This is a genomic window from Microbacterium sp. TW_SC_2 (assembly GCF_055361165.1).
In genome coordinates this window covers 3,274,663-3,289,799 of record NZ_CM143952.1, presented here as the reverse complement: position 1 = coordinate 3,289,799, position 15,137 = coordinate 3,274,663, and the positions used below count along the sequence as shown (strand labels likewise).

At 67.4% G+C, this 15,137-nt stretch carries 15 protein-coding genes; 11 read left to right on the top strand and 4 right to left on the bottom strand.

Annotated elements, in window-relative coordinates; translation table 11 throughout:
• Positions 1–319 precede the first annotated feature (319 nt).
• The 11 genes from rpmH (at position 320) to ACWA14_RS15920 (ending at position 9,746) form a co-directional block, all read left to right on the top strand.
• The gene (gene rpmH / locus ACWA14_RS15970) at positions 320–457 is read left to right on the top strand and encodes a 50S ribosomal protein L34 (RefSeq protein ID WP_045278552.1); all 138 of its coding nucleotides are present in this window, start codon (positions 320–322) and stop codon (positions 455–457) included.
• Between the two features lie 6 nt (positions 458–463).
• The gene (rnpA, locus tag ACWA14_RS15965; RefSeq protein WP_463795393.1) at positions 464–820 is read left to right on the top strand and encodes a ribonuclease P protein component; all 357 of its coding nucleotides are present in this window, start codon (positions 464–466) and stop codon (positions 818–820) included.
• Positions 817–1,167 carry a membrane protein insertion efficiency factor YidD gene (gene yidD / locus ACWA14_RS15960; protein WP_463795392.1) on the top strand — a complete coding sequence of 117 codons (351 nt, stop codon included), beginning with the start codon at positions 817–819 and terminating at the stop codon, positions 1,165–1,167. Before rnpA ends, yidD begins: the two co-directional genes overlap by 4 nt.
• 3 nt (positions 1,168–1,170) lie before the next feature.
• Positions 1,171–2,241, top strand: coding sequence for a membrane protein insertase YidC (gene yidC, locus ACWA14_RS15955; RefSeq protein WP_463795391.1), 1,071 nt, complete (start codon positions 1,171–1,173; stop codon positions 2,239–2,241).
• A complete protein-coding gene (locus tag ACWA14_RS15950) occupies positions 2,238–2,732 on the top strand; it encodes a Jag family protein (protein ID WP_463795390.1) in 495 nt (164 codons plus the stop codon). Before yidC ends, ACWA14_RS15950 begins: the two co-directional genes overlap by 4 nt.
• A 45-nt stretch (positions 2,733–2,777) precedes the next feature.
• Entirely contained in the window at positions 2,778–3,404 is a 627-nt protein-coding gene (gene rsmG / locus ACWA14_RS15945; RefSeq protein ID WP_463795389.1) for a 16S rRNA (guanine(527)-N(7))-methyltransferase RsmG, read from the top strand.
• Between the two features lie 2,038 nt (positions 3,405–5,442).
• Entirely contained in the window at positions 5,443–6,369 is a 927-nt protein-coding gene (locus ACWA14_RS15940; RefSeq protein ID WP_463795388.1) for a ParA family protein, read from the top strand.
• Entirely contained in the window at positions 6,369–7,331 is a 963-nt protein-coding gene (locus ACWA14_RS15935) for a ParB/RepB/Spo0J family partition protein (protein ID WP_463795387.1), read from the top strand. The genes ACWA14_RS15940 and ACWA14_RS15935 overlap by 1 nt, the downstream gene beginning before the upstream one ends.
• Positions 7,332–7,389: 58 nt before the next feature.
• Positions 7,390–8,838 carry a sugar porter family MFS transporter gene (locus ACWA14_RS15930; protein ID WP_463795386.1) on the top strand — a complete coding sequence of 483 codons (1,449 nt, stop codon included), beginning with the start codon at positions 7,390–7,392 and terminating at the stop codon, positions 8,836–8,838.
• Between the two features lie 9 nt (positions 8,839–8,847).
• Positions 8,848–9,183 (top strand): tryptophan synthase subunit alpha, encoded by a 336-nt coding sequence (locus ACWA14_RS15925; RefSeq protein WP_463795385.1) that lies wholly within the window; start codon positions 8,848–8,850, stop codon positions 9,181–9,183.
• A gap of 35 nt (positions 9,184–9,218) precedes the next feature.
• On the top strand, positions 9,219–9,746 hold the full coding sequence (locus tag ACWA14_RS15920) for a GrpB family protein (RefSeq protein ID WP_463795384.1): 528 nt from the start codon (positions 9,219–9,221) through the stop codon (positions 9,744–9,746).
• Between the two features lie 57 nt (positions 9,747–9,803).
• Here ACWA14_RS15920 and trxA read toward each other — a convergent pair whose 3' ends face one another.
• The 4 genes from trxA to ACWA14_RS15900 all read right to left on the bottom strand — a co-directional run bounded on the left by trxA (position 9,804) and on the right by ACWA14_RS15900 (position 15,051).
• On the bottom strand, positions 9,804–10,127 hold the full coding sequence (gene trxA / locus ACWA14_RS15915; RefSeq protein ID WP_463795383.1) for a thioredoxin: 324 nt from the start codon (positions 10,125–10,127) through the stop codon (positions 9,804–9,806).
• A 66-nt stretch (positions 10,128–10,193) separates the two neighbouring features.
• Positions 10,194–11,168, bottom strand: a complete 975-nt coding sequence (gene trxB / locus ACWA14_RS15910) for a thioredoxin-disulfide reductase (protein WP_463795382.1) — start codon at positions 11,166–11,168, stop codon at positions 10,194–10,196.
• A gap of 108 nt (positions 11,169–11,276) precedes the next feature.
• Positions 11,277–12,893, bottom strand: a complete 1,617-nt coding sequence (gene murJ, locus ACWA14_RS15905; RefSeq protein ID WP_463795381.1) for a murein biosynthesis integral membrane protein MurJ — start codon at positions 12,891–12,893, stop codon at positions 11,277–11,279.
• The gene (locus tag ACWA14_RS15900) at positions 12,886–15,051 is read right to left on the bottom strand and encodes a DUF6049 family protein (protein ID WP_463795380.1); all 2,166 of its coding nucleotides are present in this window, start codon (positions 15,049–15,051) and stop codon (positions 12,886–12,888) included. Before ACWA14_RS15900 ends, murJ begins: the two co-directional genes overlap by 8 nt.
• Positions 15,052–15,137: the final 86 nt, after the last annotated feature.

Sequence of the window (15,137 nt, the reverse complement as noted above, 5' to 3'; positions counted from 1 at the left end):
GACGCTCCGCGCGGGGGTTCGGTGAGGGCCCGATTCGTACGGCGGCGCCCTGTGGATAACTTCGTCTGCCACGGTAGTCATCGACGCCTCCATCGGCAACCTGCCCCCGAAAACACGCGGGCGTGTTATACCCGGCGTCCCGTCCGTGGTTGTGGATAATGGCTGTGCGGTACTCGCCGGAGTCCGCGTCGTGGCGCGCAGATTTGCTCTGTGCGCCGTCAAGACGTACCCTTACTTGGTTGACTTATGCCATTTTTTTGGCAGTTCCCCATGTCTCCGGTCGCAGTGAACCCGGTGGCAGTATTCCCGGAGTGATTCCATGACTAAGCGCACTTTCCAGCCCAACAACCGTCGTCGCGCCAAGAAGCACGGCTTCCGCGCCCGCATGCGCACCCGCGCCGGCCGTGGCATCCTCGCCGCTCGTCGCGCGAAGGGCCGCACCGAGCTCTCCGCGTAAACCGCTGTGCTCGCCCGCCCGTATCGGCTGACCCGCGGGAGCGACTATCGACTGGTCGTTCGACGCGGTTCCCGTTGTGGCGGGGCGCGCGTCGTGACCTCGATGTTGTCGACGGGCGAGAGCAGAGCCGCGAGGTTCGGGTTCATCATCAGCAAGCAGGTGGGAAACGCCGTGGTGCGCAACACCGTGCGTCGAAGGCTCAAGTCCGTCTGCGCCGAAGCGCTCACCGGTGTCCCTGAGGGCACGGATGTCGTCATCCGTGCCCTTCCTGCGTCTGCTTCCGCGACCTACGCCGAGTTGACCGCCGATGTGAGCCGCTGCCTCGCTCGGTTGCGGCCTTCGACCGCCCAGGTGACGGCGTGACGGCGCTTCCTGCGTCGTCAGTGGGGACAGCGCATCTCGGCTCGGGAGACCTCGTGCGCAGCATTCCGCTGGTACCCCGGAATCTGGTTCTCGGGTTTCTCGCCGGCTATCGCAAGGTGATCTCCCCGATGTACGGGGATGTGTGTGCCTACTACCCCTCCTGTTCCGCTTACGCTGTAGGTGCGGTGCAGCAGCACGGCGCCGTGCGGGGGACTGCGCTCTCCGTGTGGCGCATCGTCCGCTGCAATCCCTGGACTCGCGGTGGCGTCGACGACGTCCAGCCGAACAAGCACTTCCATTACGACCTGACTGCACTCGGTTTCGTCGTCCCTTCCCGAAAGGAATGATCGGTGCGACTTGATCTTCTGCTGGCCGGCGCCACACAGACGCCGGCCCCTTCCTCCGGTGGCTTCGATCTGATCGGGACCATCCTCTGGCCGCTGAAGTGGGTCGTCGAGCTCGTGCTCGTCGCCTGGCACTGGCTGCTCACCACGGTCGGGCTCCCGGCCGCTTCCGGTCTGACCTGGGTGCTCTCGATCGTCGGTCTCGTGATCGTCGTGCGTGCGGCGCTGATCCCGCTCTTCGTGAAGCAGATCAAGAGCCAGCGAAAGATGATGGAAATCGCCCCTGAACTGCGAAAAGTTCAGGAAAAGTATCGAGGCAAGAAGGATCAGCTCTCGCGTGAGGCCATGAGTCGGGAGACCATGGGCCTGTACAAGAAGCACGGCACGACACCGATGTCGAGCTGTCTTCCGCTGCTGGTGCAGATGCCGATCTTCTTCTCCCTGTTCAGCGTGCTGAGCGATGTGAGCAAGCACGCGAAGCTGGAGATCGGCGGTGTCGGGTTCCTGAATGCGGACCTCACCAAGGAGTTCTACGACGCCAAACTGTTCGATGTCGCCTCGCTGCACGAGAATCTCGGCAACGCGGTGGAGGCCGGCAACACGACGGCCATCGTCATCCTCGTCACCCTCGTCGTGCTCATGATCGCCTCGCAGTTCTTCACGCAGCTGCAGATCATCTCCAAGAACCTGTCGCCTGAGGCCAAGACCGGCCAGGCGTACCAGATGCAGAAGATCATGCTGTACGTGCTGCCGCTGGGCTTCATCTTCTCCGGTGTCTTCTTCCCGCTCGGCGTCGTCGTGTACTGGTTCATCTCGAACCTGTGGACGATGGGCCAGCAGTTCCTCGTCATCCGTGAGATGCCGACCCCCGGTTCCGAGGCCGCGAAGGCACGCGAAGAGCGCCTGGCCCGGAAGGGCAAGGCCCTCGACTCCTCGGGCAAGGTCGTGCCGATGGCCGCCTACGAGGCAGAGCAGAGACGACTGCTGGAAGAAGCCGAGAAGGCCAAGGCCGAGACGCCCAAGCGCCAGCAGCCCGTGGGCAAGAAGCGTGCGAAGAAGAAGGGGAGCGCGTCATGACCGACAGCGTCACCGTAGAGAACGTCGAACCGACCGTTGCCCAGCTCGAGCACGAGGGAGACGTCGCGGCGGACTACCTCGAAGAGCTTCTCGACATCGCGGACATCGACGGAGATCTGAACCTCGACGTTCGTCAGGGGCGGGCCTACGTGTCGGTCGAGGCGGAGGACGACGGCCTGGCGCTGCTGTCCGCGCCCGATACCGTGCAGGCGTTGCAGGAACTCACGCGTCTGGCCGTGCAGAACAAGACCGGCTCGTTCTCGCGATTGATCCTCGACATCGGCGGATCGCGTGACGCGCGTCGCCGCCAGCTCGAAACGCTGGTCGATGCCGCAGCGGTCAAGCTCGACGAGGGTGCGTCGCAGGCCTCTCTCCCCGCGATGTCGAGCTACGAGCGCAAGCTCGTGCACGATGTGGCGTCCGAGCGCGGGCTCGTCTCCGAGTCGTACGGTGAAGGTGCGGACCGTCACACGGTGCTGCGTCGTCGCTGATGTTTCACGTGAAACATCCCACGGTCGCCGCTGAGGTATGTGTGAATGACTGATCTCGAAGTCGAGCCGGCGGCAGCCACTGAGCTCTTCGGCGATCGGATCGAGGTTGCTCGGGCCTTCACGGCCTCTCTGGCACGCCAGGGGGAGGAACGCGGTCTGATCGGACCTTTGGAGCTGCCGCGCCTGTGGACCCGTCATATCCTCAACAGCGCTCTCGCCGCGCCCCTGTTCCATGGTTCTGTCGCTGACATCGGCTCGGGGGCGGGTCTTCCGGGTATCGTGCTCGCGATCGCCCGGCCAGACGTGCGATGGACGCTGATCGAGCCGATGGAACGCCGCGTCACCTGGCTGACCGAGCAGGTCTCGGAACTGGCGCTCGACAACGTCGAGATTCTGCGCGCACGAGCCGAGGACGTCCGTCGCCCCAAGGGGTTCGACGTCGTGACGGCGCGCGCGGTGAGTGCGATGCGCACCCTGATCCCTCTCACGGCGCCCCTGGTGCGTGACGGGGGAGAGATCACGGTATTCAAGGGGATGAACGCCTCCAACGAGATCGACGCCGCCGAGAAGCAGATCAAGAAGTTCAAGTTGTCCGACGTGCGCGTCGAGATCCTCGGTGAAGGTGTCTTGACGGAGACCACCCGCGTCGTGCGAGCGTTCGTTCGCGCCTGAGCGAAGGTCCACTGTGTTTCACGTGAAACATCGTGTCCGCCGCCCTCGGCTGAATCTGCGGAGCGCGGGAGTGGCTCGGTTCCTCTGAGTGAACGGTCTGCTGCTGCCGGACTCCGGGCAGAGGGATACGCAACTCCGCGTACTCGTCACTGACTATCTCCCTTCGTGCGCACATTTCGCGTCGCGCTGCGGGAGTGTGTTGTGTTTCACGTGAAACATCCCCTCGGAGGTCGTGGTGTGTGGTGCCTTCGAAGAACGATCCCTGCGGAGGTATGACTGCTGGGCGGGCGACTATCGCAATCTGATCCCGCCTAGGTCCGGCTGACCCTCCGCTGCCGGAGGCCGGTACTCGTGGATTGATCGACGTCGCGAAGCGTCCAGCTCACACCCTGTCCGGCGCTGGGTGGTCTGGGCGGGGTTGGGCCTCGGGGAGTCGGTTTGGAGCAGTGTTTCACGTGAAACACTGCTCCGTGGGAAGCGCATCTATGGGCTGTCGACCCGACGCCTAGGCAGTCGAGGGGCTGGCTGTCGGGGCCTGGTCATCGGGCGTATGCGCCCACCCAAAGAGATGGTGACTCTTCGAAGGACTATCCGTGATGACGCTCGCCCGTGCGTGGATGGTTGGGGTGTCAGCGGAGGATCTCCGAGATGCCTGTCCCTGTTCTTGCGCCCCTGGCACCCGGAACTCGGATAGCCCGATGGGGGGGGGAGACGGTCCATGGACCTGCCCTGGTTCCTGCCGCTCAGTCCGGAGATGGGCGCATGTTTCACGTGAAACATGCGCCAGAGGGCCTTGGCCGTCGTGCGCATTGGCGGGCGGGGGCGACAGCACCGTGCACCGTGATCACTGGCCGCGTGTCGGCTTTGTCCTGATGGGGGGCGCATCGAGACCGTGAAGGGGAGCACTGCGACGGGTGGTTCACAACGACCGGTTCGCGCTCGTCACAGAGCGGTGATTGACATGCGTGCTGGGCGGAGGTCGCGGCCGCTGGGTCAAGGTCGCCGGCTGTCTGGGGCGGACGAGGCATGCAGGGGAGACGGGCGCTCCGTCGACAGAAACCCGGTGATGTCGACGCTCAGGAATGGAGCGGGGGGTCGATCCGTCCATGAAGAAGGAGGTCACCCAATGTGAGGTGAACGACTCGTCCGTGGCGGGGTGTGCGGCGATGGCACCGATGGATCGCCGGTGAGAGGTCGCCTGGCTTCGCTGCCGCCGGGACCGGGGGATCGGGCACGAATGGATGACGGGCACCAGGGTGACGAAGACACGGCTGCGCAGCGTCTGCACTCGCCTCGTCGGTGTGTCAGCTCGGGTTGCCGGTCTGCCAAAGAGGAGCGCTCGCCACGCACCGGGCGGCGCTCGGCGCTCGGCGCCCGTCTGGCTACAGGGCACCAGGACGGACTCAGGGCTTCAGAATGACCCGCACCCCGCTCCGCGCCGGTTCGTCGTCCACCCTGGGCTGTGACCATCGGGGACCTGATCGGGGGAGGCACGGCCGGACACCGCGGTCTGGCTATGGTTTCGAGGGACGGTGCACGACCTCCGCTCCTCAGCTCGTGCGGCATTGACGGCACCGGGAAGAGCCGGGGGCGGAGATCTGTGGCCACCCCGACTCGACGGGAGAGAGGTCTTCTTGGCGAAGATCCTCCGCTCGAGTTGAAGATGGTGTGTTTCACGTGAAACATGTGCCCGACGTTCCTGGGATCCCAGTGGCGTGACGGCACTGATTGTCCGAGCGGGAATGCTCCTTTGGAGCGCGACGGCGCCGCGCCACACCCCTGGGTGACCCCCGTGTAGCGTTCGGACCGGCTGGGTCGGGTGTGGGAACCGTTCACGTGAAACGGTAAGCGAGTCCTTGGTCCATCGTCTCCCCGGCATGCAGCGTTAGCGCTCGGAGCCGGGGGAGGAGCACCTCCGCGTGCGGCTCAGACCCGCACGCGGATGCTTGTTCATCGCTGACATCGCCGCACACCCACATGTCCGTTCATGAACGTCGGCCGCAGCGATTAGAGTGGAACGCGGCCCCGGAAGGAGTGGATGTTTCACGTGAAACAGTCCGAAAAGGCATCCTCGAACGACTCGTTCGGCATGGATACACCGCTCGCGCGGGAACTCGCAGACCTGTCGGCCCGTCGCCGCACACTGGAATCGACCACGGTGGAGTTCGGTGGGGAGACCCGTGTTCTCACGGTGTCCAACCAGAAGGGCGGCGTGGGGAAGACCACCACCGCCGTGAACATCGCTGCGGCTCTCGCTGCGCTCGGTGCCAAGGCCCTGGTCATCGACCTGGACCCGCAGGGGAATGCCTCCACCGCCCTCGGCGTCCCGCACAGCGCAGACACTCCGAGCGTCTATGACGTGCTGATCGACGACACGCCACTTGCCGACATCGTCCAGCAGAGTCCCGAGAGCGACAACCTCTTCTGCGCCCCCAGCACGATCCACCTGGCCGGCGCCGAGATCGAGCTGGTGTCGCAGGTCGCCCGCGAGCATCGCCTGCGACGCGCACTCGAGGAGTACCTCACCGACAGCCCGATGGACTTCGTCATCATCGACTGCCCGCCGTCGCTGGGCCTGCTCACGATCAACGCCTTCACCGCGGCGTCCGAGGTCTTCATCCCGATCCAGTGCGAGTACTACGCCCTGGAAGGGCTCAGCCAGCTTCTCGGCAGCATCCAGATGATCCAGAAGCACCTCAACCCCGCACTGCACCTCTCCACGATCCTGCTGACGATGTTCGACGGTCGCACCCGTCTCGCGCAGCAGGTGGCGGACGAGGTACGCACCCACTTCCCGACCCAGGTGCTCCGCACCGTCATCCCGCGCTCCGTGCGGGTGTCGGAGGCACCGAGTTTCGGACAGACCGTGATCGCCTACGATGGGCAATCCGCCGGGGCGATCGCGTATCGCGAAGCCGCCGTCGAGATCGCGTCGCGCCAGGCGACGCAGAGCAAGGAGAAATGATGGCGAAGCGCACTGGATTGGGTCGGGGAATCGGCGCTCTCATCCCCACCGCGGATCAGTCCGAGCGGCCGGTCGACGTGTTCTTCCCGGGAGCGAGTCTCCGCCCCGCTTCGGAGTCGACCGCCCCGGAGCCGACAGCCGACCTCGCGGAGGTTCCCGGCATCCATCTCGTGCAGGTGGACCCGAACGCGATCGTGCCGAATCCGCGCCAGCCGCGTACGCATTTCAACGCCGACGACCTGGCGGAGCTGGTGCACAGCGTGCGCGAGTTCGGTGTGCTCCAGCCCGTCGTCGTTCGCACGAACAGCGACGGCGAGTATGAGCTCATCATGGGTGAGCGGCGTACCCGGGCTGCGCGTGAGGCGGGCCTCGAGACGATCCCCGCGATCGTGCGCGACACGGCCGACGAAGACCTCCTGCGCGACGCGCTGCTGGAGAACCTGCACCGCTCGGAGCTGAACCCGCTGGAAGAGGCCTCCGCCTACCAGCAGCTGCTCGAGGACTTCGGGATCACGCAGGAGCAGTTGGCCACTCGCATCGGACGCTCGCGTCCGCAGATCAGTAACACCATCCGTCTGCTCAAGCTGCCTGTGCCCGTGCAGCAGCGCGTTGCCGCCGGCGTGCTGACCGCCGGACACGCCCGCGCCATCCTCGGTCTGGAAGACCCGGAGGCGATGCAGCGCCTCGCGGACAAGGTCGTGAACGAGGATCTCTCGGTGCGCGCGACCGAGGAGGCCGCGAAGAACAGGTCCGGAGCCTCCTCGACGACGACCAAGGCGACACCCGGCGCGCGACGTGCCTACCTCGACGAGGTCGCCGGCAAGCTCGGGGATCGCCTCAACACACGGGTCAAGATCGCTCTGGGTGCGCGCAAAGGCCAGGTCACCATCGATTTCGCCTCCATCCAGGATCTGAACCGGATTCTCGAGGAACTCGGCGAGCAGAGCTACGGGCGCGGCTGACCCCACGGCGCTCGACGGAGGCCTAGACTCGCGGGAGATGACGTCGAGGAGGGGCACAATGTCGAGCACTCAGTCCAGATCACCCGTGCAGGGACGGGTCATCGCAGTCAGCATCGCGGCCGCCCTGGGTGGCTTCCTCTTCGGGTTCGATACGGCGGTCATCAACGGTGCCGTCGACGCCCTGGCGGGCAGCCAGTCGGGCTTCGATCTCGGTGCCGGACTCAAAGGCTTCGCGGTGTCCTCCGCCCTGATCGGGTGTGCCGTCGGAGCCTGGTTCGCCGGTCCTCTGGCGAACCGCTACGGGCGCATCCCGCTCATGATCATCTCCGCTGTCCTCTTCCTGCTCTCCTCGATCGGCTCCGGACTCGCGTTCGGTGTCATCGACCTGATCATCTGGCGCGTCGTCGGCGGTCTCGGCGTCGGAGCCGCCTCGGTGATCGCTCCGGCGTATATCGCCGAGGTCTCACCGGCCAGGATGCGCGGCCGTCTCGGCTCTCTGCAGCAGCTCGCCATCGTCACCGGCATCTTCGTCGCCCTGCTCTCCGATGCCATGCTGGCGAACGTCGCCGGGGGCGCTGCCGAGTCGCTGTGGGGGCTGTACGCCTGGCGCTGGATGTTCATCGCCGAGGCGATCCCCGCCATCGTCTACGGCATCATGGCGCTGCGTCTCCCGGAGTCTCCGCGCTTCCTCGTCGCCAAGGGCAGGCTCGACAAAGCGGGGGAGGTGCTCACCCAGGTCACCGGCACCGTCGATGTGAAGGCCAAGATCGAGGAGATCACCGGCACGATCAACACCGAGCGCGGAGAGTCGCTGCGTGACCTCCGCGGCCACCGGTTCGGTCTGAAGCCCATCGTCTGGGTCGGCATCCTGCTGTCGGTGTTCCAGCAGTTCGTGGGCATCAACGTCATCTTCTACTACTCCACGACCCTGTGGCAGTCGGTCGGGTTCGGGGAATCGCAGGCGCTCACGATCACCGTCATCACGTCGGTGACGAACATCGTCGTCACGATCGTCGCGATCCTCCTCGTCGACCGTGTCGGCCGTCGGATCATGCTGCTCGTCGGATCCGTCGGCATGACGCTCTCGCTCGGCCTGATGGCCCTGGCATTCTCCTTCGGCACCCTCGACGCGGAGGGCGCGGTGTCGCTCCCCGATCCGTGGGCGACGGTCGCTCTGATCTGCGCCAACGCCTTCGTCGTGTTCTTCGGGGCCACCTGGGGTCCGCTGGTGTGGGTGCTCCTGGGCGAGATGTTCCCGAACTCCATCCGCGCCGGCGCTCTCGCGGTGGCGGCAGCGGCGCAGTGGGCTGCCAACTTCTTCATCTCGACGACCTTCCCGGCGTTCGCGAACATCGGCCTTCCCTTCGCCTACGGGTTCTACGCGTTCTTCGCCCTGCTGTCGTTCTTCTTCGTGTACTTCAAGGTCGCGGAGACGAAGGGCAAAGAACTCGAGGAGATGCGCGAAGACACCAAGGTCGAGCGCCGGAGGCGTCCGCAGCGCACGTAGGCTGGAAGCATGACCGAGTCAGTCCCGCGCCGAGCCAGCCTGGAAGTCCTGCGTGCAGAGGCAGCCGACGAGCTCGCGGTGCTGGTCCAGGAGCGGCTCCTGGGCGGGGAAGACCCGTGGGACTTCATGGAAGAGCTTCCCAGCGTCGATGAGCTCGTGGTCTACCTCCTGCGCGCCGACAACATCAGCGCGAACGACGGCGTCCGGCCGAACGCCGCCCGCCACTATCGCGTGCTGCGGCAGATCTCCCTCGAGTACCCCGAGCTCACGCCCGCGGTGTGGGGCCTGCTCGACGAGAAGCAGCGGCACCGTCGGTGGGACCCGACCGTCGCCGATGCGTCCTGACAGCGCGTTCTGACGCCCCCAGACCGATGCCTCGCATGCTCGTCGCCTACGATCCGGCCTGGCCCGCACAGTTCGAGCGGATCGCGGGGGAGCTGCGTGCCCACGGCGGTGCGGACTGGGTCATCGAGCACATCGGCTCCACGGCGATCCCGGGCATGCGCGCGAAGCCGATCATCGACCTCGCCGTCCGCATCGCCGACGCCGACGATCTCGCCGCCCACCGCGCCGGGCTGGAGTCGATCGGCTGGCGTGCCGGCAGCGGTGTGCGCACCCATGCCGTGATGGTGCTCGAGTCGGACGGCATCCGCATTGCGATCGCGCACTTCTTCGAGGCCGGGGACTGGGATGCCGCGAACCAGCGCCTCCTGCGGGACTGGTTGCGCGGGCACCCCGACGACGCCGACCGCTATCGGCGCGCGAAGTGCGATGCCGTGGCGGCGGCGGCCCGCGGAACGGACTCCTACAACGCGGCCAAGACCCCGATCATCCAGGAGATCGTCGATCGTGCGCGTGCCGCCCGGGGACTGCCGTCCGTGCCGGTGTCGGACAAGAACGCGGGCTGAGGGACGAGAAAGGCCCCCGTCTCGGTGAGGAGACGGGGGCCTTGTCCGCGCGGGGGATCAGCCGATGAAAGCGGCGAGATCCTTCTCGAGAGCGAACTTCGGCTTGGCGCCGATGATGGTCGTCTTGACCTCGCCGCCCTGGAAGACCTTCATCGCCGGGATCGACGTGATCTGGTACTTCATGGCGAGCTCGGGGTTCTCGTCGACATTGAGCTTGAGGATCGTGATCTTGTCGGGGTTGTCCGACTGGATCTCGTCGAGGACCGGGGAGACCATGCGACACGGGCCGCACCATTCCGCCCAGAAGTCCACCAGCACGGGACCGTCGGCCTGCAGAACGTCCTGCTCCCAGGTCGCCTGGCTCGTAGCCTTTGCACTCATCAGAGTTCTCCTTGGTTCGATGTACGCCAGCTACAACAGCCGACGGGGTGAAACTGTTCCCACCGCTCAGGCGGTGAGGATCTCCGCGGCCTCGGCCGCGGGAACCTCGACGGAGGCGTCCTCGAGGTCGGCCAGGAAGTGCTCGGCGTCGAGGGCCGCCACCGTGCCGGACCCCGCGGCCGTGATCGCCTGACGGTACGACGGGTCGATCACGTCACCCGCAGCGAAGACGCCGGGGACTGACGTGACCGACGAGCGTCCGTCGACCCAGATCGTGCCCTCGGGCGTCAGCGTGAGCTTGTCGTGCACGAGGTGCGTGCGGGGGTCGTTGCCGATCGCGACGAACAGGCCGTCGAGCGCGAGGTCGCGCAGCGAGCCGTCTTCCGTCGAACGGAGCTTCACGCCGGTCACCGCGGTGTCGCCCAGGATCTCGGCGACCTCGCTGTTCCAGATGAACTCGATCTTCTCGTTCGCGAAGGCGCGCTCCTGCATGATCTTGGACGCGCGGAGGGTGTCCTTGCGGTGGATGACGTAGACCTTGGAAGCGAAGCGGGTGAGGAAGGTGGCCTCTTCCATCGCGGAGTCGCCGCCGCCGACGACCGCGATCGTCTTCTCACGGAAGAAGAAGCCGTCGCAGGTCGCGCACCACGAGACGCCGTAGCCGGACAGACGCTCTTCTCCCTCGATGTGGAGCTTGCGGTACGCGGAGCCGGTGGCGTAGATCAGCGTCTGCGTCTCGTGCACGGTGCCGCTGCCGAGCGTGACCTTCTTCACCGGGCCGGCGAGATCGAGCTCGGTGACGTCGTCGTAGACGACCTCGGTGCCGAACTTCTCCGCCTGCTCCTGGAACTTCGCCATGAGCTCGGGTCCCTGGATGCCGTCGGGGAAACCGGGGTAGTTCTCGACCTCGGTGGTGTTCATCAGCTCTCCGCCGACCTCCACCGAGCTCGCGATGAGCAGCGGCTGGAGGTTCGCCCGGGCCGCGTAGATGGCAGCCGTGAATCCGGCGGGGCCGGAGCCGATGATGATGACCTGACGCATGTGCTCTCCGTCGTAGAATCTGCGGTCGAATGACCTTCGACTGCTTCAACCCATGGTAGCCGCGCGGCATTCCCCGACGTGGGCCGGCCGCTCAGGTTCGCCCGAGGCTCAGCGACGGGGCAGGAAGCGGCGGACCAGCGAGCCCGCGACGGTCAGCTCCGGCGCCCGGAAGAGGGCCAGGATGCCGAGGTAGACCACGACCACGACGAGGCCGATCAGAGCCGTGCCGAGGGCCCCCTGGAACTTGTCGGAGGTGGTCCAGCCGTCGACGCCGCCGAGGAGCTGGAAGAAGCCCCATCCGGCGAGACCGGCGGGGACACCGGCGATCGCGAAACGTCCGATCGCCGCCATCCACGACCCGATCTGGAGGCCGCCGATCTTGCGGTGCAGCAGCCAGGTGGCCACGATCGTCTGCACGATGCTGGCGATCGACTGGCCGAGGGCGACGGCCGCCGCGAGCGAGGTGAGGGGGATGATGCCGGCCTCACGCAGGCCCAAGGCGGCGAGGGCGGTCGTGACGATGAGCACGCACTGGAAGATCGTGAACCAGAACGGCGTGCGCGTGTCGTCGTAGGCGTAGAAGGTGCGCTGCACGATGAACAGGATCGTGAGCGGGATCAGCCCGAGCAGATAGCAGAGCAGCACGAGGGCGGCGGCCTGCGCGTCATCCGCGGACTGCGTGAAGACACGGGAGGCCGGGATCGCGGCGGCGACCACGGCGGCGGTCGCGGCGACGATGAAGAAGAGCAGGGTGCGGATGCTGCGGGCGATGTCGCCGCGGACCTCGTCATCACGACCGGCGGCGGCGTGCTCGCTGATCTGCGTGAAGTAGGGCGTTCCGATCGAGAGCACGATGACCGAGTAGGGGAGCATGAAGATCAGCCACGCGTTCGCGGTCACCGTCGCGGAGGCACCGACGCCCATCGCCTCGCTCACGATGAATCCCTGCAGCATCCCGGCGGCCAGGCTCGCGAAGGCCATCAGGAAGGTCCATCCGGCCAGACGCCCGACTGTGCCGAGCCCGACGCCGCGCCAGCGGAAGTCCGGTTTGAGCGCGAGACCCGTTCGTCGCCAGAACACCAGCAGTACCAGGGCTTGGATCGCGATCCCCAGGGTCGCCGTGCCGCCGAGCACGCTGATCATGGCGGGAGTCCAGTTCTCGGCCTTGGTCGAGACCGGACCGAAGAGGGCGCCGAGGGCGAGGAACCCCGCGATCGAGACGATGTTGTTGACCACGGGCGCCCAGGTGAACGGGCCGAAGATCTTGCGGGCGTTCAGGGCTTCGCCGAGGAGCGCGTAGAGCCCGTAGAGCAGGATCTGCGGCAGGCACCAGTAGGCGAGAGCCGTCGCCAGGGCGAGCCCTTCCTCGCTCGCCTTCCCGGCGACCAGGTGCACGAGCCAGGGCGCGGCGGCGGTGGCGACCGCGGTGACGACCAGCAGGACCACGGTGCCGAGGGTGAACAGCTTCGAGATGAAGGCGTTGCCTCCGTCGGCATCCGCGGCGGCCTTCACGATCTGCGGCACGATCACCGCGGTCAGGATGCCGACGGAGATGAGCGAGAACACGCTGTTGGGCAGCTGATTCGCGTACGTGAACGCGTCCGCCGCCTCGGACCCCACCGAACCGAGCACACCGACCAGCACGATGCTGCGCAGCAGCCCCGTGACGCGGGAGACGAGGGTACCGGCGCCGATGACGGCGCTCGCGCGACCGAGACTACTCACGTCCGTCCTTGCTCTCCGGAGGGAAGGGACTCGCGATCACGGCATCCTCCGGGGCCAGGCTGTCCTGCGCCTCACGTCGTCGGCGCCGGATCGTGCGCACCACGCCCAGCGTGATCAGCAGCACGATCAGGCCGCCCAGGAGCCCGAGACCGATCCCCTCCCACTCGGCGCGGACCGCGACCCGTACGTTCTCGGTGCCGCCGATCGGCACGCCGGTGGGACTCGACAGGCTGAGTCGCAGCGTCAGCTCACCGCTGCCGACCCGGGCGGCCACGGGGACCTTCACGCGCGTGCTGGTGTTGGCCTGCACGACGAACTCGGCGATCTGCTCGACGTCGAGGCGCGCATCCGAGGGCGATACGGCGAGGCGCAGCGTGACCGGCCAGGGCAGGTCGTTGCGCACTCCGATGGGCAGGTCGGCGGCCGCGGTGAGCAGTTGGATGGTGCTCGACGGGGGGATGCTGACCGCCGCGAGCGTGGCCTGGGTGTTCTCCCGGTGACGGGCCAGGGCGTCGGCGAAGTTCTCGGTCGGGATGCCGACGGCGAGAGTCCGCAGGATGCGCATGCGCTCGGGGCTCAGCAGCAGCTGCGGGTCATCGAGGATCGAGGCGAAGGCGGTGAGCGTCTGCTCGTCGGCGAGGAGCTCCGGGACGGCGGCGGCGAAGGTCGGGTTCGTCTCGCCGCTGAGTGTCACGGACGCCGGCGAGGAGGCGCGCAGCGCGGAGAGCGAGAAGCCGACGGTGTCGGCCGTCGAGATCGCGTCGCGCAGCGCGGAGGCCGGGCGGTTCTCGTCCCGCTCGAGCCCGACCAGCAGGGGAGCACCGGGGGCGCCCTGCGCGGAGAGGAAGAGGTGCGCGTTGGCGGCGGCGAGGAGTCGCTGGCGTGCGCCGGCATCGGACTCGGCGGCGGCGAGGGACAGCATCCGCGACGCGGCGTCCTCGATGACCAGCACCTCGGACTCCCCGGCGACCGCGTGCGCCGACGTGCGACCGGTCGCGACGGACGCGGGCAGGATCGTCGCCACGCGGCCCTCGAGCCAGGTGTCGAAGGTCGTCAGATCCGTCGCGGTGACCCCGGGTCGAGGCCACAGGATGCCGGGCGTCGCGCCGGTGACCCTCATCAGCGTGTCGTCATCGGGAAGCGTCGGGGCTGCCGTGGGTTCAGGGGCGGGGGTCGCGACGCCGTTCGGCTCGTCCTCCGCCGCGGGGGTGGCCGGGGTCTGGGGGAAGTTCGCCGCGGTCAGGTACGTGCGCAGGGTGGGGGAGGGCAGCGGCTCGGGCAGCCGTGCCTGTGCCTGGGCGGTGGCGTCGGCATCGCCGAACTGGAGGGCGAAGCGCTCGTTCGGCAGTTCGTCGAGGCGCACGAGCCACGCCGCGGCGGATGCGGGGGCGGCGGTGCCGAGCACACGGATCGCGGCGGGGATCGCCGGGTCGACCGCGAGGATGGCGGCCGTGCCGGTCACGCCGTCGAGCTGCGCGGTCAGGGCGCCGTCCTCGGCCGTGAGGGTCGACAGCTCCTCGGTGGTCAGCAGCGCACCGTTCGCGGGGGTCGCGGTGATCGGAACGACCACGCCCACGGGTGACGAGGGCGTCGCGGTGACGATCAGCACGCTCGATGCCGTGGCGTCGCGCTCCTCTTCGTCCGCGGAGCCGGGGGTGCCGGTGGTCGCACCGTTCAGCTCGGCACGCAACGGGTAGATGCCCGGGGCGAGGCCGGCGAGATCCTCGGCCGTCACGGAGACCGTCGTGGTGCCCGAGTCACCGGCATCCACCGCGTCGGTCGCCTCCGAGCCCAGTGTCGTGAACGTCCCCGCGGCATCCTCGTCGTCGATCCAGGCCGTGACGGCGGCTTCGTCGGCGAGCGGGGTGCGATTCAGCTCGATGAGCACGCGTGCCTCGGAGACCTGGGCGTCGGAGTCGTTCTGCACGGTCACCGCAGCGGATGCGGCCGATCCCGCGACGACCTTCCCGCGTGCGCCGACCGAGACGGAGAGCTCCACCGCGTCCTCGGCATCGGCCGGGGCCTCGGTCGCCGCGACGGCCGCGGTCGGGGCGAGGAGACCGCTGACTCCGAGAGCGATCGCGAAGACCGCGGTCCTGCGTGCGAGTCTGCGCAGGCACGCACGGAAGCCGGTGTCATCGGGGGTGGTCGCGGTCATGAAGGGTCTTCCTCGAACGCCGGGGATCAGGCTGTTCGTGAGTACTGACCCTGTGATTCTAGGAGGCCCGACGGTCGAGAACCCTG